This window comes from Streptomyces sp. YIM 121038 (genome assembly GCF_006088715.1).
In the GTDB taxonomy this organism is placed as follows: domain Bacteria; phylum Actinomycetota; class Actinomycetes; order Streptomycetales; family Streptomycetaceae; genus Streptomyces.
The window spans coordinates 7,234,648-7,252,946 of record NZ_CP030771.1 but is presented as its reverse complement, the minus strand read 5'-3'; the positions used below and the strand labels follow the sequence as shown (position 1 = coordinate 7,252,946).

The following is an 18,299-nucleotide window of genomic DNA, read 5'->3' as shown; positions in this document are numbered from 1 at the left end:
GTCCGAAGAGGGCCGCCGCGCCGCCGTGCGGCGGCGCGGCGGCCCGGACGGGACCTACTCGACGACCTTCAGGAGCTTGTTGGGCGTGCCCTCGCTCGGGTTGGAGATCTTGTCCGGCGTGGCGCCGTCGGTCAGCGCCTTGGCGACGTCCGCGGGCTTGGCGTCGGGGTGCGCGGCCAGGTACAGGGCGGCGGCCCCGACGACGTGCGGGGTCGCCATGGACGTACCGGAGATCGTCTTGGTGGCGTCGTCGCCGGTGTTCCAGTCGGAGGTGATGTCCGAGCCCGGGGCGTAGATGTCCACGGCGGAGCCGAAGTTGGAGAAGTCCGACTGCTGGTCGTCCTTCGTGGAGGAGGCGACCGTGATGGCCTCCTTGACGCGCGCCGGGGAGCCCTGGCTCGCGTCGCTCGACTCGTTGCCCGCGGCCACCGCGAAGGTGACGCCGGAGGCGATGGACTTGCGGACGGCCTCGTCCAGGGCCTCGTCGGCCCCGCCGCCGAGGCTCATGTTGGCGACGGACGGGCCCTTGTGGTTCTTGGTGACCCAGTCGATGCCCGCGACGACCTGCTCGGTGGTGCCGGAGCCCCGGTCGTCCAGGACGCGCACCGCGACGATCTTCGCCTTCTTGGCGAGGCCGTGCGCCGAGCCCGCGATGGTGCCCGCGACGTGGGTGCCGTGGCCGTTGCCGTCGTCCGCGTTGTCGTCGTTGTCGACCGCGTCGAACCCGGAGACCGCGCGGCCACCGAAGTCCTTGTGGCTGACGCGGACGCCGGTGTCGATGACGTACGCGGTCGCGCCCTCACCGGCCTGGTCCGGGTACGTGTACTTCTTGTCGCCCGCCGTGTCGGCCTGGTCGACCCGGTCCAGGCCCCATGACGGCGGGTTGTCCTGGGTGGCCTTGATGGAGAACTTCTTGTTCTGGACGACCTTGCCGACGGCCGGGTCGGCGGCCAGGCGCTTGGCCTCGGTCTCGCTCAGGCCCGTGGCCGAGAAGCCGTTGACGGCCGAGGAGTAGGTGCGGCCGAGGTCGCCGCCGTACTGCTCGGCGAGGTCGGCCTTGGCGTCGTTGTCGGCCTTCTCGTCGAGCAGGACGATGTAGCTGCCGGCCACGGCGCCCTTGGCGTCGGTTCCGTACACCTTGCCCTCGGTGGGGGTCGAGGCACCGGCGAACGAGCCGGCGAAGACGGTCACGCCCACCGCGGTGGCGGCGGTGACTATCCCTGCGGTGAGCTTCATCGTGCGAGCGCGCTTGTGAGCTGCCATGAAGAGGGGTCTCCTCGTGGGGTGTTGTGGGGGGATGTGGGGGGAATATGGGGTTGTCAAGCTTTCACTGCGACGCCCGGCTCGCTCCGAAAGAACTGAAGATCTCCGGGCGTTGGGACGAAACCCTGTCTGAATGACGCGCGCAGATCAATACCTTCATGCGGCTGTGACTTGTTCAACAAGGTTCTGTAATAACAAATCGACCCACCCATGACACTTCGGGCACCCCGCCCCCTGTACGCCCCCTCTGCGCCCTGCCCCTCCCCCGAGCGGGCAGGACGCAGAAGGCCCTCGGCGGGCGACGGCTAGGCCGCCGCGGACACCGGCTGCTCGAAGGAGTCGATCGTCCGCGTGAAGTCCCGGGTCGACAGGAGCAGCTTGTAGATGATGGCGAGTTCGAAGACGAGCAGCAGCGCGCCCGAGACGATGGTCGCCGGGATCACCGCGTCGAAGAGCGGCCCGAGGATGAAGACGCCCATCTGGAACTCGACCCCGCTCACGAGGTGCGTACGGATGCGGTGGCGCAGCAGGAAGGACCGCGCCCGCAGATAGGCGGGGAACCGGTGCCGGAACTCCTGGTGGAGGTCGATGACTTGCTTGGCGGGGCGGACGGGCGCGGGCACCCCGGCCTCCGCGGAGGGGCCCGCGCCCACCGGCACGGCCGCCCGGCCCGCGAGCGCCTCCGGCTCCCCGGGCGCGCCCGCCCCGACGGCCTGGTCCCGCTCCACGTCCGCCTCGGGGTTCTCCCGCAGCAGGTCCTCCATGAACGCGAGCTCGGCCTGGTTCTCCGCCCGCCGCGCGGCCCGCACCCGCGCCTTGATCTGCTTGCGCATGGTGTAGCGGACCTTGAAGATCTCAAGGGAGTTGATGTACCGCAGCGTGTCGAGCCCGACCACGGCGAGCGCGAGCCAGACGTAGGTCACGTCCCCGGTGCGCTCGTACTGCCCGGCCATCAGGGCGACCCCGCACACCATCACGCGGATCCGGTCGAAGACGAAGTCGAGCCACGCCCCGAAGACCGAGCCCTGGCCGGTGAGCCGCGCGACCTTGCCGTCCATGCAGTCCAGGATGAAGCTCAGGTGGTAGATCACGGCACCGAGGCACAGCCACCGCCAGTCACCGAGGGCGAAGCACGCCGCGGACCCGAGACCGAGCAGGAACGCGCCCCAGGTGATCTGGTTCGGCGTGATCCGGGTGCGCAGCGCGGTCTGGCGGACGAGCGGCGTGGCGACGGGGTCGACGAGCAGCACGGTCCACCAGGCGTCGCGCTTCTTCTCGGTGACGCGGCGCACCTCGGCGAGGGGCGGTATCTCCCGCGCCTCCCGCCGCTCGGCCGTGTCGCGTCGCAGGGACTGTTGTGACATGGGTCAACTTCCTGGCGTTCGAATGAAGTTCACCTCACGCTAGGAAGCCGTTGTCCCAAGGAACAAGAAGTGGCCCATGCAACCTTTGCCGGGGGGTATGGGTCGAACCAGTGGGTCGGGTCCATGCATGTGCCAGGACGCACGCGCGTTATCCGAGCGTTACCGAATGACCCAGCCGTTACCGAATGGTCCGACAGAGCGTTATGTCACGCCGTGTCAGGCCATGCCGAACCAAGCGCCAATCCCGGCCAACCAGGCCTGAAGCGCCACCAAACGGTCACGTGCCCACGCCCTCCCTCTTCACTCCGCCGTCACGCCGGCCGCGCACGATCTCCTCCTCGATGAGATCGGCCGCCCGCCGCGTGCCGCCCTCCCCCGCCATCCCGGCGCGCACCTCGCTCAGCCTGCGCGCCACCTCCGGGTCGTCGACGAGCGCGAGCACCGCCTCGCGCAGCGTCCGCGCGTCGGCCTCCTCCATGGGCACGTGGCGGGCGACGCCGAGGCCCTGGAGCATGTCGGCGTTGCCGAACTGGTCGACGGCCTGCGGCACGGCGACCATCGGCGTCCCCGTCGCGAGGCCCTCCTGGCTGCCGCCCGCGCCCGCGTGCGTGATGAACGCGTCCGCCTTCCGCAGGACCGCGAGCTGCGGCACCCAGCGGCTCACCTCGATGTTGGCCGGTACGCCGCCGAGTTCGCCCACGTCGACGTGCCCGCCTATCTGGAGCACCACGTGCCATCCCGGCAGGTCGCCGAAGGCCTTGACGCACTCGCGGTAGAAGCCCGGCTGCTTGGTGAAGGACGAGCCGAGGGAGACCAGGAGCACCTTGTCCGCGTGCGCCGGGCGCTCCCAGTCGCCCTGCGCCGCGCGGTCGCCCTGGCAGGCGCCGACGAAGGTGTGCACGCTCTCGTCGACCCGGTCGGCGTGCGGCTGGAGCGCCTTGGGGATCAGGACGAGCGAGCGGGGCGGGCGGCCGACGAAGGGGTCGGGGTGCTGGGTGACCCCGTTCTCCGTCAGCCAGTTCTCGAAGCGCTCGTAGTACGCCCGGCCGCGCTCGGTCCGCCGGGGCTCCGCCCACAGGGGCTCGGAGACCTCCTCCTCGTACCCCTCCCAGGCGACCAGGTTCGGCGAGAGCGAGACCTCGGGCACGCCCCAGCGGCGGGCGAGGACGCGGGCCGGGTACGAGGTGATGTCGTGCAGGACGAGGTCCGGCTCGTCGCCCTCGTACGCCGCCGCCAGCTGCGGCAGGGCCTGGACGGCGTCGGCCAGGAACGGCTCCACGTTGTCGAGCAGGGTGTCGCCCCAGGCCTCCGGGTCGTCGTCCGCGCCGGGCAGGGTGGTGCGGTAGAGGACGGGCTCGGCACCGGTCTCGGCGACCTTCTCCTCGAAGGCGTGCGGGATCGCGTACGTGACGCGGTGACCGCGGGCCACGAGCTCCCGGATCACTTCCAGGCTCGGGTTCACGTGCCCGTGGGCGGCGATGGAGAACATGGCGATGTGGGCACGCTTGCGTGTGGTCATGGGCCGACCATAAGCGAGACGATACGTCTCGTGCAATCCATTTCCGGCACTCTTCGCGAGCGCCCGCGCCGGGGCCTCCGACCCGGGGGCTACTCGGCGAACCCCTCGGGCCCCGCGCCCGGACCGCCCTCCGCGCCCGCGTTGTACCGCAGCAGATACTCCGCGAACCGCTCCAGATCCGGCCCGCTCCAGTCCGCGAGCCGCCCGCGGAAGGCGATCCGACGGCTGTCCGTGACCTGCGCGAGCACCCCTTCCCCGCGCTCGGTCAGATGCAGCACGTGCACGCGGTGGTCGGCCGGGTCCTGGCGGCGCTCCACCAGGCCCGCCTTCTCCAGGGCCGCCACCTGCCTGCTGATGGTCGACTTGTCCAGCGTGTAGTGCGCGGCCAGGTCCGTGGCGCGACAGCCCTGCTGGTACTCGAGATGGCTCAGGAGGGTGAAGGAGACGAGCGAGAGCTCGGGGTGCATCCGCGCGGCGGTGGCGCGCGCACGCCGCGCGAACGCCGTCATCTCCCGCTGGATCGTCTCGATCGCGTCGTCCCGGTCGGCCACGGCCCCTCCGCCTCCTCGCGTCCACCTCGCCCGGCTCCGGCCGCACCCGCCTCACGTGCCGTGTTTCCGCCCCGGCGCCAATGGTTGTACAGTACAACATGACGTAAGAGTTGTATATGCCAACTATCTATGTCGCATACGCCACCTGTCTCTGCCGACCCTCTGGAGCGATTCGCATGCAGGCGCCTGCCCGTGGCCCCCTGCGCCACGTCCTCGTCCATCTCCTGACCCCGCTGCTGATGTGTCTGGGCATGGGCCTGGCCTATATGAGCGCGTTCGTCACGCCCGAGCCGCACGACCTGCCCGTCGCCGTCGTCGGCACGGACGCCCGCGCGCACGCCTTCGCCGAGTCCGTCGCGGACAAGGCGGGCGACGCCCTCGACGTGCGGACGCTGGCCTCGCGCGCCCAGGCCGTCGACGCGCTCACGTCCCTCGACATATCCGGCGCCTACGTCCCGGACGCCAGGACGCCCGAGCTGCTCGTCGCCTCCGCCGGATCCGACATGAGCGCGCTGGCCGCCGAGAAGGTCTTCACCCCCCTCGCCGCCGCCCAGGGCGCTCCCCTGAAGGTCACCGACGTGGCGCCGACGGTCCCCGACGACCCCACGGGCCAGGGCCTGTTCTTCCTGCTCGTCGCGGTGAGCATCGGTTCGTACGCGTCCGTCGCCGCGCTCGGTGCCGCGGGCGGCGCCCTGCGGATGCGGGCGCGCGCGGGCCTCGCCGTCGGCGTCGCCCTCGCCGTGAGCCTGATCGGCACGGTCCTCGCCGGGCCCGTGTTCCACCTCGCGCACCACGGCCTGTGGGGCGTGTGGGCCATGTCCTGGCTCTACTCGGCGGGCATCCTGCTGATCGGCGTGGGCCTGCACACGTTCCTCAAGCGCTGGACGACGCTCGCGATGATGGTCCTCTTCGTGATGCTCAACTTCACCAGCTCCGGCGGGCTCTTCCGGCCCGAGCTGCAGAACGGCTTCTTCGGCTCCCTGCACGCCTTCTGGAACGGCGCGGGCTTCGTCGAGGGCGTCCGCTCCCAGCTGTACTTCGGCGGCCACGGCCTCGGCGGACACGTGGGCACGCTGGTGGCCTGGCTCGCCGCGGGCGCGCTGCTCACGGCGGTGGCGGGGCTGGTCGAACGGCGGCGGACCGCGGTGGCGGCCGCCCCGGCACCCGCGACGGCCGCCGACCAGGAGGAGATGGAGGAGGAGATGGAGGAGTCGGTCGGCGTGTGAGGGCACGGCGGGAATCCCGGGGGCCGGTCGCTCCTGCGGGAGCCCGCGGAGGGTGGCCCCGCGGGGGGCCGGTGGTCCCGCGGGCTCAGCGCTGGTAGCGGCGCAGGACCAGGTTCCCGTCCTCGACCAGGCGCTTCCTCAGCTCGTCCAGGCCGATCGCGCCGCTGTAGTACTCCTGGAGCGCGGGCGTGGCGACCTTGTCCGACCACTCGGGGTAGCCGCGCACCGACTGCGCGGGGGCGGGGCGCAGGTGCCGGGCCAGGGCCGTGCCCGTCGCCCAGTCGTTCTTCTCCGTGCGCAGCGCCGGGTCCTTGAGCGCCTCCTCGCCGGTGGGCAGCATCCAGTCGCCGCGCGCGAGCCGCACCATGTTGGCGGGGCGCAGGAAGAAGTCGACGAACGCGGCCGCCTCCTTCTTGTGCGGGCTGTCCTCGGCGACCGACAGGGTCTGCGGGCTCACGCCCTGCGCGAGCCCGTCCGCCCCCGCGGGCGCGGGCAGGACCTGCCAGTCGAAGCCCTTCGGCGCCTGCTGGACGATCTGCTGGCGGTACGAGAAGCCGAGCGGCACCATCGCGTACTTGCCGCCGAAGAAGCCGGGCAGCGTGTCCGAGCCGCCCATGCCGAGGGTGGCGCCGGACGCGCTGCCGTCGACGTTGACCTGGTCGTGGACCGTGCGCGGCACCACCGCGTCGGCGTCCTCGAAGCGGATCTCGGCCTTGCCGTCCGGGCGCCGGTGGAACAGCTCGCCGCCCGCCGAGAGCGACAGGTTGAGCGTGGCCGACACCGGCTCCTTCAGCGGCCAGGCCACCCCGTACTTCCCCTTCCCCGCGCCGAGCTCCCGCGTGACCGAGCGGAACTCCGGCCAGCTCCACGGCTTGTCGGGGGTCGGGATCCGGACGCCGGACTCCTTCAGCCACCGCGCGTTGGCGATGAGCACGCGCGGCTCCTGGAGGAACGGCACGCCGTACACCTTGCCGCCGAAGGTCGTCGTGTCCCAGCTCGCCCGGGGGATGTCGGCCCGCAGCCGCCGGGGCAGCAGCTTCCCGAGGTCGGCGAGGTAGCCGCCGTACGCGAAGTCGGCGAGGTCGTCGGAGGCGTCGTGGATGACGTCGGGGGCCTCGCCGCCCTCGAAGGAGGTGAGGAGCTGGTCGTGGACGCTGGTCCAACTGCCCTGGACGTACTCGACCCTGACGTCGGGGTGGCGCGCGTTCCACTCCGCCACCAGTTCCTTGTTCGCCGCCACGGACTCCTGCTGCCAGGCGAGCGACTGGAAGCGCAGGGTGATCCGGCCGCCGGAGTCCCCGCCGTCGCCGGAGCACCCGGCGAGCAGCAGCACGAGCGCGGCGGCCGCGGCGGCGAGGGCGCGTGCGCGCCGCATCAGCTCTTCACCGCCCCGGCGAGCATGCCGCCCGTGATCCGCTTCTGGATGAGCGCGAAGACGACGAGCGAGGGCAGCGTCGCGAGGAACGCGGCGGCGGCGAGCGGGCCGAGGTCGGCCACGCCCTCCGCGCCGATGAAGTGCGTGAGGACGACCGGCAACGTCTGTTTCTCCGGGGTCTTGAGCAGCACGAGCGCGAAGAAGAACTCGTTCCACGCCGTGATGAAGGCGAACAGGGCCGTCGCCCCGATGCCCGGCGCGAGCAGCGGCGCGGTCACCGACACGAGCGTGCGCAGGCGCCCCGCCCCGTCGACCGCCGCGGCCTCCTCCAGCTCCACCGGCACGGCGCGGACGTACCCGACGAGCATCCACAGCGCGAACGGCAGGGCCCACACCACATAGACCATGATCAGGCCCGGCAGCGAGTTGATCAGGTGCAGGTTCTTCAGGACGAGGAACAGCGGGATGATCACCAGGACGAACGGGAAGGCCTGGCTGACCACGACCCAGCCGGTCGCCGCCCGGGCGAGCAGCGTGCGGTGGCGCGCCATCACGTACGCCATCGGGGTGGCGATGACGACGGCGATCGCGGCGGCGCTGAGGGCCGCGATCAGCGAGTTGCCCGCCGCGCGCAGGAGCGGCTGCTCGTCGAAGGCCTGGCGGTAGTTGGCGAGGGTCGGGTCCTCGGGGATCCAGGTGGGGTGCAGGTCGGCCAGCTCGCGGGCCGGTTTGAAGGACGTGGAGAGCAGCCACAGGAACGGGAACACGAGGAAGACGAGGTAGGCGAGGAGCGCGAGGTACTGTCCGGCCCGCGCGGCCCCCTTCGTACGGGAGGTCATCGCTCGTCGGCTCCTCTCAGCCGGCCCACCAGGTACACGGCGAGCAGCACCGAGATCACCGCGACCATGACACAGCCCATCGCCGCCGCGTAGCCGAACTGGCCGTAGCGGAACGCCTCCTCGTACGCGAACAGCATCGGGAGCCGGGTGCGTCCGCCGGGGCCGCCGTTGGTGAGCACGTAGACCAGGGCGAAGGAGTTGAAGTTCCAGATGAAGTTGAGCGCGGTGATGGAGAGCGCGATCGGTCTGAGGGCGGGCCAGGTGACGGTGGTGAAGCGGCGCCAGGCGCCCGCGCCGTCCATCGCGGCCGCCTCGTGCAGCTCGCGGGGCACGTTCTGCAGCCCGGCGAGCAGCGCCACCGTGGTCTGCGGCATGCCCGCCCAGACGCCGACGACGATGACGGCGGGCAGCGCGGTGCCGATGCCGGTCAGCCAGTCCCGTCCGTCGCCGAGGCCGAGGTCGCGCAGCGTCTCGTTGAGGATGCCCGCGTCCGGGTGGTAGACGAGCCGCCACATGATGCCGACGACGACCTCGGGCATCGCCCACGGGACGATCGCGAGCGAGCGGGCCAGCCAGCGGAAGCGCAGGTTCTGGTTGAGGAGGAGCGCGAGGCCGAGCGCGAGCAGGAACTGCGGCACCGTCACCCCGACCGCCCAGAGCAGGCCGATGCGGAACGAGTCCCAGAACAGCGTGTCGTGCCGCAGGTCCTGGAAGTTGAGGAGCCCGATCCACTCGGTGGGCTCGGTGCGGCCCGACTGGGAGTCGGTGAAGGCGAGCGCGATGCCGTAGAGCAGCGGGCCGACGCTCAGCACCAGGATCGGGAGCAGCGCGGGCAGGACCAGGAACCAGGCCCCGTGGTCCACGGCCCTGCCGGGGCGAGGACCTCTGGAGCCTCTGCCGGACCGCGAACGCGCGGTCGCCAACGTCACGGAATCGGCTCCTTTGGGCGGATGATGACGGTTTGGCCGACCCGGCGGCCTCCGTCATCGTGCTGACGCGGCCGGGCTACGTCAAGCGACCGCGCACGCGTGAAGTCGGGCTGGCCTGTACGAATGCGACACTTGCGCGGCGGCGGGCCCGGTGGCGGCGCGCCGCGGAGCACGGTGAGGCACAGGCTGCGGGAGGCAACGGATGGACGAGGCACGGGCACGGAAGGTCCTGGACGCCGCGGGGCTCACGGCGGGCCCCGACGCGGGCGCCGAGCTCCTGGCCCTCGGCGAGAACGCGGTGTTCGCCGTGGGCGACCTGGTGGTCAAGGTCGGGCGCGCCGCGCCGGAACTGCTCGACCGGGCGCGGCGCGAACTCGCCGTCGGCGGGTGGCTGCGGGACGCCGGGGTGCCCGCGGTGCGGCCCGCCGAGGACGCGCCGCGGCTCGTCGAGGGGCATCCCGTGACGGTCTGGCACCGGCTGCCCGCGGCCGTGCGGGCCGCGCGCCCCGGCGATCTGGCCGCACTCCTGCGGCTCGTGCACGCCCTGCCCGCGCCGCCGTTCGAGCTGCCGCGCCGTGAGCTGCTCGGGGGTGTGGAACGGTGGCTGCGGCTCGCCGGGGACGCGATCGACCCCGCCGACGCGGACTATCTCCGGGAGCGCCGGGACGGGTTCGCGGCGGCCGCCGCCGCGCTCGTGCCCCGGCTCGCGCCCGGGCCCGTCCACGGGGACGCGCTGCCGCGCAACGTCCTGGTGGGGCCCGAAGGGCCCGTCCTGGTGGACCTGGAGACGTTCTCCTCGGACCTGCGGGAGCACGACCTGGTCGTCATGGCGCTGTCCCGTGACCGGTACGGGCTCGGGGACGAGGCGTACGACGAGTTCACCCGGGAGTACGGGTGGGACGTGCGGGAGTGGGAGGGGTGCGGGGTGCTGCGCGGGGCGCGGGAGACCGCGAGCTGTGCCTGGGTGGCCCAGCACGCGCCCGCCAACGCCGGGGCGTTGGCCGAATTCCGCCGCCGCGTGGCTTCGCTGCGCGAGGGCGACACCGAGGTCCGCTGGCACCCGTTCTAGCCCTCGCGGGGCGCCCCGGACCCGCCCCTTCCCGATCCGGGGGCTGCCGCCCCCGTGCCCCCGCCCTTTTCGGCGCTCCGCGCCTCGTCCTCAAACGCCGGACGGGCTGGAACTGTCGCCGGTTGCGGCAGATCTTTCAGCCTCTCCGGCGTTTGAGGAGCGGGGGTCTGGGGGCGGAGCCCCCAGGAAGCGGGAAGGGGCGGGATTGGGGAGCCCCCGCTAGGGCACGCTCACCGGCTCCCGCAGGGGCCACGTGCCGTCGACCACCGCGGCGGTGTCGCCCTTGCGGCGGAGGAAGGACTGGAAGTCCGCGGCCCACTGCGCGGACCACTCCACCTGGCGCCGGTGCAGCTCCGCCGGGCCGAGGTCGGCGACCTTGGCGTGGCGGTCGGCTATCGCGCGGGCGAGCCGCGCCGCGGCGAGGGCGTCGGACGAAGCGTCGTGGGCGGACTCCAGGACCACGCCGTACTCCCGGCAGACCGCTTCGAGGTTGCGCTTGCCGCGGCGGTAGCGGTCCACCGAGCGGTCGATGGTGTACGGGTCGATCACCGGCGCGGGGTCGGCCCCGCCGAGCCGGTCGCGCAGCGGTGCGAGCCCGTGCCGGCGCAGCTCGGCGGCGAGGAGGGTCAGATCGAACGCCGCGTTGTACGCGACGACCGGGACGCCCGACTGCCAGGCGGACGCGAGGACGTCGGCGATCGCGTCGGCGACCTCCGCGGCGGGCCGCCCCTCGGCGGCGGCCCGCTCGTCGGTGATGCCGTGCACGGCCACCGCGTCCGGCGGGATCGGCACGCCCGGATCGGCGAGCCACTCGCGGCGGCCCTGCTCCCGTCCGGCCCTGACCTCGACCACCGCCCCCGTGACGATCCGCGCCTCGGACGGATCCGTGCCCGTCGTCTCCAGGTCGAAGCCGATCAGCAGCTCTCGGTGCCAGCCCATGGCCGCCCCCTTCGTCGTGGTGCGTTCCCCCAGTGGCCTCCACGATCCCATGCGCCACTGACAATCAGATGGCCGGATTCCGCTCCCCGTCCCGGATACCCGTCCCGGACGCCGTCCTACGACACCGGGCGCGAGTCCGCCCAGGCCGTCTCGAACTCCTCCCGGTACGTCGCGAAGAGGCCGTGCTCGCCGAGGTCGTCCGCCTTGACCACGCGGCCGCCGCCGCGCAGCACCAGGACCGGCGCCTCCATGCCGCGGGTGCGCCGCAGATAGGACTGGACGACCGCGATGCCGTCCGAGCCGTCGCCGTCGACCAGATAGGCCGTGAAGCGCGGGGTCTCGTCGAAGACCTGGATCTCGAAGGCGCCGGGGTCGCGCAGGCGCGAGCGCACGCGGCGCATGTGGAGGATGTTCGACTCGACGGCCCGGCTCAGCTCGCCCCGCTTGAGGCCCAGTTCGCGCTCCCGGCGCTTGACCGCGCTGCTCGCGGGGTTCAGGAAGAGCAGCCTGACCCGGCAGCCGGACTCGGCGAGCCGGACGAGACGGCGGCCCGAGAAGTTCTGCACCAGCAGGTTCAGGCCTATGCCGATCGCGTCGACGCGCCGGGCGCCCCCGAAGAGGTCCTCCGCCGGGAACTGCCGCAGCAGCCGCACCCGGTCCGCGTGCACGCCCACGACGTCCGCGTACCGGTCACCGACGAGCTGCTCCACGGCGTCGACCGGCAGGCGCCGCGCGGAGGGCGCGTCCGAGCCCGCGCCGAGGATCTCCAGGAGGCGTGCGGAGGCGCGCTCGGCCTGGGCGAGGACCGTCGGGGACAGGGCGCGGTTGCGCGAGACCACGTTGCGCGTGACCTCCAGCTCGTCCAGGGCCAGCTCGACCTCGCGCCGGTCGTCGAGGTAGGGCTCGAAGCACGGCCAGTGCTGGACGACCAGCTCGCGCAGCTGCGGCAGCGTCAGGAAGCTCAGGACGTTGTCGTCGGCCGGGTCGAGGAGGTAGCCCTTGCGGCGGCTCACCTCGCGCACGGCGACGGCCCGCTGCACCCACTCCTGCCCGGCGGGGCCCGCGGCGGCGACCACCCAGTCGTCCGCGTGGACGGGTTCGTAGACGGGACGCAGAACAGCGGCCACGACCGCGCGCAGCCGCTGTTCCACGAGGTTCAGCCAGATGTAGGCCCGCCCGGCCCGCTGGGCGCGCGTGCGCACCTCGCGCCAGGCATCGGCGTCCCAGTCCAGTTCGGGTCCGATCTGGGACACCGGTTCCATCGGCCGTGCCAAGGACACCGCCGAGGACGGGACGTCCGCGGAGCTCCCCTCGTGACCCTCGTCACCAGGGGGCAGCTCGCGCCCCTCCGAGCTCACCCGTGCACCGCCTTCCGCTCCCCCGCGCTCTCCCCCGGTCAACGATCAAGGAAGAGTACTCCGGGACCGGCGCGCGGTGCAGCCGGATGGGCAGGGTCGTGCCGCAACTTCAGGTTCGCGGCCGTCCGTTCACGCCCGAGAGGTCCTGCGGAGTGAGCGGGTTCATGGCCGTCACGTCGCGCGGGGCCAGCGAGAAGCCCTGCCAGTGGACCGGCATGGGCTGCTGGTCCTCGTCGCGCGCGATGTGGTGGAAGCCGATGTTGACCCAGCTGATGGGGTGCTTCAGGGTCTCGCCGTTCGCCCACTTGTCGACGCTGGCCGGGTAGCCGTTCGGGCACCCGATGTTGTTGCTCGCGTACTGCTCGCACTTCTTGTAGTCGGTGAAGAACACGTCGTGCCGCGTGAACGGCCGGCCCGCGTGCTTCTGACTGGCCCCGGGCACGAACTCGTAGCTGCGGGGGTGGCCGTCCTTGTTCTTGCCCGCCGTGCTGACCATGCGCCACCAGCGCATGTCCTGGCGGTCGCCCGCGAGCTCCTTGGTGATGGGCGTGCGGGTCGTCTTCGTGGTGGGGCTGCCCTGGCCGCTGGGCGGGGTGACCTTGGAGTCGTACTGCTCGACCTTGGACTTGGGCGAGCCGTCCAGGCCGAAGTTGAGCCGCCAGAAGACGTTGTGCGAGTGGCTCTCGGCCTTGGCCTGGTCGCCCTTGCCGATCGGCCAGCCGCGGTCGTCGCCGCCGTCGAAGTCGTACGGCGACAGGCTGCCGGTGGCGCCCACGTTGGAGTGGATGGTGCCGTCCGACGAGAAGCGCCACTCGGTGATGTACTCGTACCAGGAAGCCTTGTTGACGGTGTAGACGAGCAGGTCCTTGCCCTGGGCGGCGTAGACCTTGCCGCTGCCGCCGGTGCTCGCGTCGTTGTTGAGACGGTAGGCGTGCCCCCGCGCGCGGGTGGTGGTGCACAGGCCCGGGACGTTCCCCCCGTCCGGGACCTTCACCGTCTTGATGGTGCCGCCGGGGCACTCGCTCGTCTTGAGCTTCTGCAGCTTCCGGCCGAAGTCGGTGCCCGTGACGTCGTCGAACTCGGCCTCGCCGTCGTCGTAGGGCACGTGGATCTGGGCGAGGCGGGCGCTGGTCAGCACCGGGATGGGCTTGGGCTCGCTCTTGGGCTGGTAGCTGATGTTGTCGAGGATGAGCCCGGAGTACGTGTTGTAGTGCCAGCACATGCGCCAGGTCGTGCCGCCGTCGAGGGTCTGCTCGATGCGGTAGTCGGCGCTGCAGCCGGCCGCGGGCGCCCGCGGTGCGGCTCCGGGGGCCGCGGTGGCCGGGCCCGCGGTGGTTATCGCGGCTCCCAGGAGCGCGGAGACCGCAAGGGCCGTACCGGCCGCCTTACGGGCGCGCGGGAGTCTGTTGCCGTGCGAGACGTGCATGCGAAGGAGGCTCCTTCGGTCAGGAGGGCAGAGGTGTGCGGTTGCCCTGTGCGGGCGGTCAGCGGACGCGGCCGACGTGGCGGTCGCTGAGGTCGACGATGAAGGCCCGGGTGTCGATCCACGGCCCGTTCTTGACCTTGGCCACGACCTGGATGCAGCGGTGCTTGCCGCAGTCCTGGAGGTCGGCGGGGACGCTGTCGAGGGTCTCCTTGCGGAACACGAAGCCGCTCAGGTCCAGGTCGGAGGGGCCCTCCAGCTTCTTCCCCGTGGCCTTCTCGTAGTCGTCCCGCAGGCCCTTGCCGTGCCCGTCGGCGATCAGCAGTCGCGCGGCCTCGGTCAGCTCCTCCTCGCTGGGCGGCGGCTGGACGTTCTGGGCCGTGTTGGTCGACTCGACCTCGCCGGTCTTCAGGTTCACCGTCTTGGCGACGACGGCGTCCTTCTTGTAGTCGTAGTAGACGATCTCGGCGCGGCGCGCCGCGTCGTCCCCGGTCGCCCCCGGCTCGTTCTCCGCGAGGTTCGTGGACAGCCGCTCCGGCCCCCGGTCGCCCTCCACGTCCCGGGCGCGCGAGCGCAGGCCGTTGCTGTCCAGGGCTATCTTCTGGGCCCGCGCGGTCTCGGCGTCGGTCAGCGGGTCGCTGCCGACCCCCTCGGAGCCCTCGTCGGGCGCGGCCTCCACGGTGCCGTCGGGCGCTACGGCGTCCTGGCGCGAGGAGCCCGCGGCCGTGCTGCGGTCGGACTCCCCCGCCCGGTCGGGCAGCGTGACGGCCACCAGCGCCGCGGTGGCCGCCACGGCGAGGGCACCCCCCGCCACGACCTTCCCGAGGTGGCGTCTGACTAGCTTGCGCACATCCTCCCCCAATCTCCCCTGATGGGCCCAATTCATGGGCATGTCGAGTATGTGGTCAGTCGGTTAGACGGGCTCAACTCCTCTGTGGTTGCCCCACTTTCGAGCACACTCTGGCCAAGGCGGCCCCCACGGGAGCGGTGAGCGTGGAAGAGTCGTGGACATGCAGGTCTGGCCTGGGCAGGCGTATCCCCTCGGCGCCGCGTACGACGGCGCCGGTACGAACTTCGCGGTCTTCTCCGAGGCCGCGGATCGAGTCGAACTGTGCTTGCTGCACGACGACGGCTCGGAGACCGCCGTGGAACTGCGCGAGTCCGACGGCTTCGTGCGGCACGCGTACCTGCCCGGCGTCATGCCGGGCCAGCGGTACGGCTTCCGTGTGCACGGCCCGTACGCGCCCGCGCGCGGTCAGCGCTGCAATTCGGCGAAGCTGCTCCTTGACCCGTACGCGCACGCGGTGAGCGGGGCGGTGGACTGGGGCGAGGAGGTGTACGGCTACCGGTTCGAAGCCCAGGACGAGCGCAACGACCTGGACTCCGCGCCGCACATGATGACCTCGGTGGTGGTCAACCCGTACTTCGACTGGGGCGACGACCGCCCGCCGCGCACGCCGTACAACGAGACCGTGATCTACGAGGCCCATGTGAAGGGCCTGACGATGCTGCATCCGGAGCTGCCGGACGAGCTGCGCGGCACCTACGCGGCCCTCGCCCACCCGGCGGTCATCGAGCATCTGACGCGGCTCGGCGTGACCACCCTGGAGCTGATGCCGGTCCACCAGTTCGTGAACGACCACCGGCTCGTCGACATGGGCCTGAACAACTACTGGGGCTACAACACGATCGGCTTCTTCGCCCCGCACAACGCGTACGCCTCCTGGGGCGACCGCGGCCAGCAGGTCCTGGAGTTCAAGTCGGCGGTGCGGGCCCTGCACGAGGCGGGCATCGAGGTCATCCTGGACGTCGTCTACAACCACACGGCGGAGGGCAACCACCTCGGTCCGACGCTGTCGTTCCGGGGCCTGGACAACGCCTCGTACTACCGCCTGGCGGACGATCCGCAGTACTACATGGACACCACGGGCACGGGCAACTCGCTGCTGATGCGCCATCCGCACGTGCTCCAGCTGATCATGGACTCGCTGCGGTACTGGGTCACCGAGATGCACGTGGACGGCTTCCGCTTCGACCTCGCGGCGACCCTCGCCCGGCAGTTCCACGAGGTGGACCGGCTCTCCTCGTTCTTCGACCTGGTGCAGCAGGACCCGGTGGTGAGCCAGGTGAAGCTGATCGCCGAGCCCTGGGACGTCGGTGAGGGCGGCTACCAGGTGGGCAACTTCCCGCCGCTGTGGACGGAGTGGAACGGCAAGTACCGCGACACCGTGCGGGACCTGTGGCGCGGCGAGCCGCGCACCCTCGCGGAGTTCGCCTCGCGGCTCACCGGCTCCTCGGACCTGTACCAGGGCGACGGCCGGCGCCCGCTCGCCTCGATCAACTTCGTGACCTGTCACGACGGCTTCACCCTGCACGACCTGGTGGCGTACAACGAGAAGCACAACGAGGCCAACGGCGAGGACAACCAGGACGGGGAGAGCCACAACCGCTCCTGGAACTGCGGCACCGAGGGCGCCACGGACGACCCCGGGATCCTCGCGCTGCGCGCCCGCCAGCTGCGGAACTTCCTCGCCACCCTGATGCTGTCCCAGGGCGTGCCGATGCTCAGCCACGGCGACGAGTTCGCCCGCACCCAGGGCGGCAACAACAACGCCTACTGCCAGGACAACGAGGTCGCCTGGGTGCGCTGGCCGGACGGCGAGAGCACGCTCCTGGAGTTCACGCGCGCGATGGCGTGGCTCCGGCGCGACCATCCGGTGTTCCGCAGGCGCCGGTTCTTCCACGGCCGTCCCGTGGAGGGCACCCACGACGAGCTGTCGGACATCTCCTGGTTCACTCCGGAGGGCGCGGAGATGACCCAGGAGGACTGGGACGCGGCGCAGGCGCGCGCCCTGACGGTGTTCCTCAACGGCAACGCGATCTCCGAGCCGGGGCCGCGCGGCGAGCGGATCAGCGACGACTCCTTCCTGCTGATGTTCAACGCGTCCCCGGACCCGCTGGAGTTCGTGGTGCCCGTCAACCAGGGTCAGCAGTGGCAGGTGGTGGTCGACACGGCGCGTGAGGACGGGGTGCCGCCGGGGACGGGGGCCAAGGTGCGGGCGGGCGAGCGCGTGACGCTGACCGACCGCAGCCTCACGGTGTTGCAGCGTCCCGCGTAGGCGCCTCGGCGGCGCGGTCCGCGCGCGCGGGGGCCGCGTTCTCGCCCGGGGCCGTCTGCGGGCGCGTGACCAGGGCGATGGCGCAGGCCACCGCGGCGGCCGCGCTGCCCAGGGCGAACGCGGCGCCGGGGCCGTGGGTTTCGGCGAGCCGTCCGGCCACGGCGAGGGTGACCGCCTGGCCGCCGACGAAGGCGCTCGCCGCCCACGTCATGCCCTCGGCGACGCGCCGCCGGGGCACGGCCCGCTCGGTCAGGGCGAAGCAGGTGACGAGGTTCGGGGCGTAGACGGCGCCGAAGACCGTCACGACGGCGTACAGGCCCGCCAGGCTGTCCGTCCACACCAGCGGGAGCGACAGGAGCGCGGCGGCGGCCGTGGCGGCGCGCCAGCGGCCGTACAGGCCGAAGCGGTCCGGCAGCGCGGCCGTGGACAGGCCCGCGACGGCACTCATGACGCCCATCGCGGCGTAGACGAGGCCCGCGTGGCCCGGCGCGCCGAGCCGCTCGGTGAGCGCCGCGATCCCGGCCCCGCAGGCGCCGAGCAGCACCCCCAGGAAGACGAGCCCGACGCGGACCGCGTACACCGTGCGCGGGAGCGCGGAGCGTGTCGCACGCGCGCGTGGGGCGGCGGCCGGGGCCGCGGCCCGCGCTGTGGGGTGCAGGGCGAATCCCGTGCCGCAGACGGCGACCAGGAGGGCCGCGACGGCGAAGGCGTACACCGGGTGACCCGCGACGGCGGCGAGGCCGACGAGGGCGGGTCCGAGCACGAAGGACAGCTCGTCGAGCGTGGACTCCAGGGACAGCGCGGCGTTCACCAGGCCGGGCGGGGCGTCCTCGCGGCGCAGCAGCGCCACCGCGCGGGCGCGGGCCAGCGGGCCGATCCCTGGCACGCTCGCGCCCGCCAGGACCGCGAGGGCGAGCAGGACGGGCGTGGGCGGCCGCAGCAGGGCGCCGAGCGCGCAGGCGGCGACGGCGAGGGCGTTGAGCGCGGCGAAGGCGAGGACGACCGGCCGCTGCCCGCGCCGGTCGGCGAGCCGCCCGACGAACGGCCCTGCGGTCACCTGCCCGAGGGCGAGGGCGCACGCCACGGCTCCCCCGGTGGCGAGCGAGCCGCTGGTCTCGCCCACCAGGAGCACACTGCCGAACTGGATCACGGCCACGGGCAGCCGCCCCAGGAACGAGATCACCGGCAGCGCGCGCCCCGTGACCGCGAGCACCGCCCGGTAGGAGTCGGCGGTGCGCCGGACCCGGCCGTCCCGCACGCCCCGAACGCCCCGCACGCCCCGACCGCACCGCGCCTTCTCCGTCATCGTCGGACGCTATCGACGC

The 18,299-nt window shown here is 72.3% G+C and carries 15 protein-coding genes; 3 read left to right on the top strand and 12 right to left on the bottom strand.

Annotated elements, in window-relative coordinates; translation table 11 throughout:
- Positions 1-54 precede the first annotated feature (54 nt).
- From C9F11_RS31185 to C9F11_RS31170, 4 genes are all read right to left on the bottom strand, one after another.
- Entirely contained in the window at positions 55-1,263 is a 1,209-nt protein-coding gene (locus tag C9F11_RS31185; protein ID WP_138962381.1) for a S8 family peptidase, read from the bottom strand.
- Between the two features lie 305 nt (positions 1,264-1,568).
- Positions 1,569-2,627, bottom strand: coding sequence for a CDP-alcohol phosphatidyltransferase family protein (locus C9F11_RS31180; RefSeq protein ID WP_138962380.1), 1,059 nt, complete (start codon positions 2,625-2,627; stop codon positions 1,569-1,571).
- A 277-nt stretch (positions 2,628-2,904) separates the two neighbouring features.
- Positions 2,905-4,146: a macrolide-inactivating glycosyltransferase gene (mgt, locus tag C9F11_RS31175; RefSeq protein WP_138962379.1), complete on the bottom strand. Its 1,242-nt coding sequence runs from the start codon at positions 4,144-4,146 to the stop codon at positions 2,905-2,907.
- 89 nt (positions 4,147-4,235) lie between these two features.
- Positions 4,236-4,697 (bottom strand): MarR family winged helix-turn-helix transcriptional regulator, encoded by a 462-nt coding sequence (locus C9F11_RS31170; RefSeq protein WP_138962378.1) that lies wholly within the window; start codon positions 4,695-4,697, stop codon positions 4,236-4,238.
- A 176-nt stretch (positions 4,698-4,873) separates the two neighbouring features.
- Here C9F11_RS31170 and C9F11_RS31165 point away from each other — a divergent pair, with 176 nt between their 5' ends.
- Positions 4,874-5,923, top strand: a complete 1,050-nt coding sequence (locus C9F11_RS31165; protein ID WP_138962377.1) for a hypothetical protein — start codon at positions 4,874-4,876, stop codon at positions 5,921-5,923.
- 85 nt (positions 5,924-6,008) lie between these two features.
- Here the strand turns inward: C9F11_RS31165 and C9F11_RS31160 are convergent, their stop codons facing one another.
- Genes C9F11_RS31160 through C9F11_RS31150 form a run of 3 tightly spaced genes read right to left on the bottom strand, consistent with a single transcriptional unit; the run spans position 6,009 to position 9,066 of the window.
- Complete coding sequence (locus tag C9F11_RS31160) at positions 6,009-7,298, bottom strand: sugar ABC transporter substrate-binding protein (protein WP_138962376.1); 1,290 nt, start codon at positions 7,296-7,298, stop codon at positions 6,009-6,011.
- Positions 7,298-8,137 carry a carbohydrate ABC transporter permease gene (locus tag C9F11_RS31155; RefSeq protein WP_138962375.1) on the bottom strand — a complete coding sequence of 280 codons (840 nt, stop codon included), beginning with the start codon at positions 8,135-8,137 and terminating at the stop codon, positions 7,298-7,300. Before C9F11_RS31155 ends, C9F11_RS31160 begins: the two co-directional genes overlap by 1 nt.
- Positions 8,134-9,066 carry a sugar ABC transporter permease gene (locus C9F11_RS31150; protein ID WP_346347385.1) on the bottom strand — a complete coding sequence of 311 codons (933 nt, stop codon included), beginning with the start codon at positions 9,064-9,066 and terminating at the stop codon, positions 8,134-8,136. Before C9F11_RS31150 ends, C9F11_RS31155 begins: the two co-directional genes overlap by 4 nt.
- A 202-nt stretch (positions 9,067-9,268) precedes the next feature.
- On the opposite strand from C9F11_RS31150, the gene C9F11_RS31145 reads away from it, so the two are divergent.
- Positions 9,269-10,135, top strand: coding sequence for an aminoglycoside phosphotransferase family protein (locus tag C9F11_RS31145; protein ID WP_138962374.1), 867 nt, complete (start codon positions 9,269-9,271; stop codon positions 10,133-10,135).
- A gap of 219 nt (positions 10,136-10,354) precedes the next feature.
- Here C9F11_RS31145 and C9F11_RS31140 read toward each other — a convergent pair whose 3' ends face one another.
- From C9F11_RS31140 to C9F11_RS31125, 4 genes are all read right to left on the bottom strand, one after another.
- Positions 10,355-11,074 carry a 3'-5' exonuclease gene (locus C9F11_RS31140; RefSeq protein ID WP_138962373.1) on the bottom strand — a complete coding sequence of 240 codons (720 nt, stop codon included), beginning with the start codon at positions 11,072-11,074 and terminating at the stop codon, positions 10,355-10,357.
- A gap of 116 nt (positions 11,075-11,190) precedes the next feature.
- Positions 11,191-12,432, bottom strand: coding sequence for an SAV2148 family HEPN domain-containing protein (locus C9F11_RS31135; RefSeq protein WP_138962372.1), 1,242 nt, complete (start codon positions 12,430-12,432; stop codon positions 11,191-11,193).
- Positions 12,433-12,541: 109 nt separating this feature from the next.
- Complete coding sequence (locus C9F11_RS31130; protein WP_138962371.1) at positions 12,542-13,858, bottom strand: copper amine oxidase; 1,317 nt, start codon at positions 13,856-13,858, stop codon at positions 12,542-12,544.
- A gap of 58 nt (positions 13,859-13,916) precedes the next feature.
- A complete protein-coding gene (locus C9F11_RS31125) occupies positions 13,917-14,705 on the bottom strand; it encodes a Tat pathway signal sequence domain protein (protein ID WP_171075883.1) in 789 nt (262 codons plus the stop codon).
- 160 nt (positions 14,706-14,865) lie between these two features.
- Between C9F11_RS31125 and glgX the strand changes: the two genes are divergently transcribed.
- Positions 14,866-16,974 carry a glycogen debranching protein GlgX gene (gene glgX / locus C9F11_RS31120; protein ID WP_138962370.1) on the top strand — a complete coding sequence of 703 codons (2,109 nt, stop codon included), beginning with the start codon at positions 14,866-14,868 and terminating at the stop codon, positions 16,972-16,974.
- Here glgX and C9F11_RS31115 read toward each other — a convergent pair.
- Complete coding sequence (locus C9F11_RS31115) at positions 16,949-18,280, bottom strand: MFS transporter (protein WP_138962369.1); 1,332 nt, start codon at positions 18,278-18,280, stop codon at positions 16,949-16,951. The two genes, glgX and C9F11_RS31115, sit on opposite strands and share 26 nt — an antisense overlap.
- Positions 18,281-18,299: the final 19 nt, after the last annotated feature.

What these genes read in the sequence shown, in the direction of transcription:
- C9F11_RS31185 (WP_138962381.1), bottom strand. Translation starts at nt 1,263, where the DNA reads ATGGCAGCTCACAAGCGCGCTCGCACGATGAAGCTCACCGCAGGGATA.
- C9F11_RS31180 (WP_138962380.1), bottom strand. Translation starts at nt 2,627, where the DNA reads ATGTCACAACAGTCCCTGCGACGCGACACGGCCGAGCGGCGGGAGGCG.
- mgt (WP_138962379.1), bottom strand. Translation starts at nt 4,146, where the DNA reads ATGACCACACGCAAGCGTGCCCACATCGCCATGTTCTCCATCGCCGCC.
- C9F11_RS31165 (WP_138962377.1), top strand. Translation starts at nt 4,874, where the DNA reads ATGCAGGCGCCTGCCCGTGGCCCCCTGCGCCACGTCCTCGTCCATCTC.
- C9F11_RS31160 (WP_138962376.1), bottom strand. Translation starts at nt 7,298, where the DNA reads ATGCGGCGCGCACGCGCCCTCGCCGCCGCGGCCGCCGCGCTCGTGCTG.
- C9F11_RS31155 (WP_138962375.1), bottom strand. Translation starts at nt 8,137, where the DNA reads ATGACCTCCCGTACGAAGGGGGCCGCGCGGGCCGGACAGTACCTCGCG.
- C9F11_RS31145 (WP_138962374.1), top strand. Translation starts at nt 9,269, where the DNA reads ATGGACGAGGCACGGGCACGGAAGGTCCTGGACGCCGCGGGGCTCACG.
- C9F11_RS31140 (WP_138962373.1), bottom strand. Translation starts at nt 11,074, where the DNA reads ATGGGCTGGCACCGAGAGCTGCTGATCGGCTTCGACCTGGAGACGACG.
- C9F11_RS31130 (WP_138962371.1), bottom strand. Translation starts at nt 13,858, where the DNA reads ATGCACGTCTCGCACGGCAACAGACTCCCGCGCGCCCGTAAGGCGGCC.
- glgX (WP_138962370.1), top strand. Translation starts at nt 14,866, where the DNA reads ATGCAGGTCTGGCCTGGGCAGGCGTATCCCCTCGGCGCCGCGTACGAC.
- C9F11_RS31115 (WP_138962369.1), bottom strand. Translation starts at nt 18,280, where the DNA reads ATGACGGAGAAGGCGCGGTGCGGTCGGGGCGTGCGGGGCGTTCGGGGC.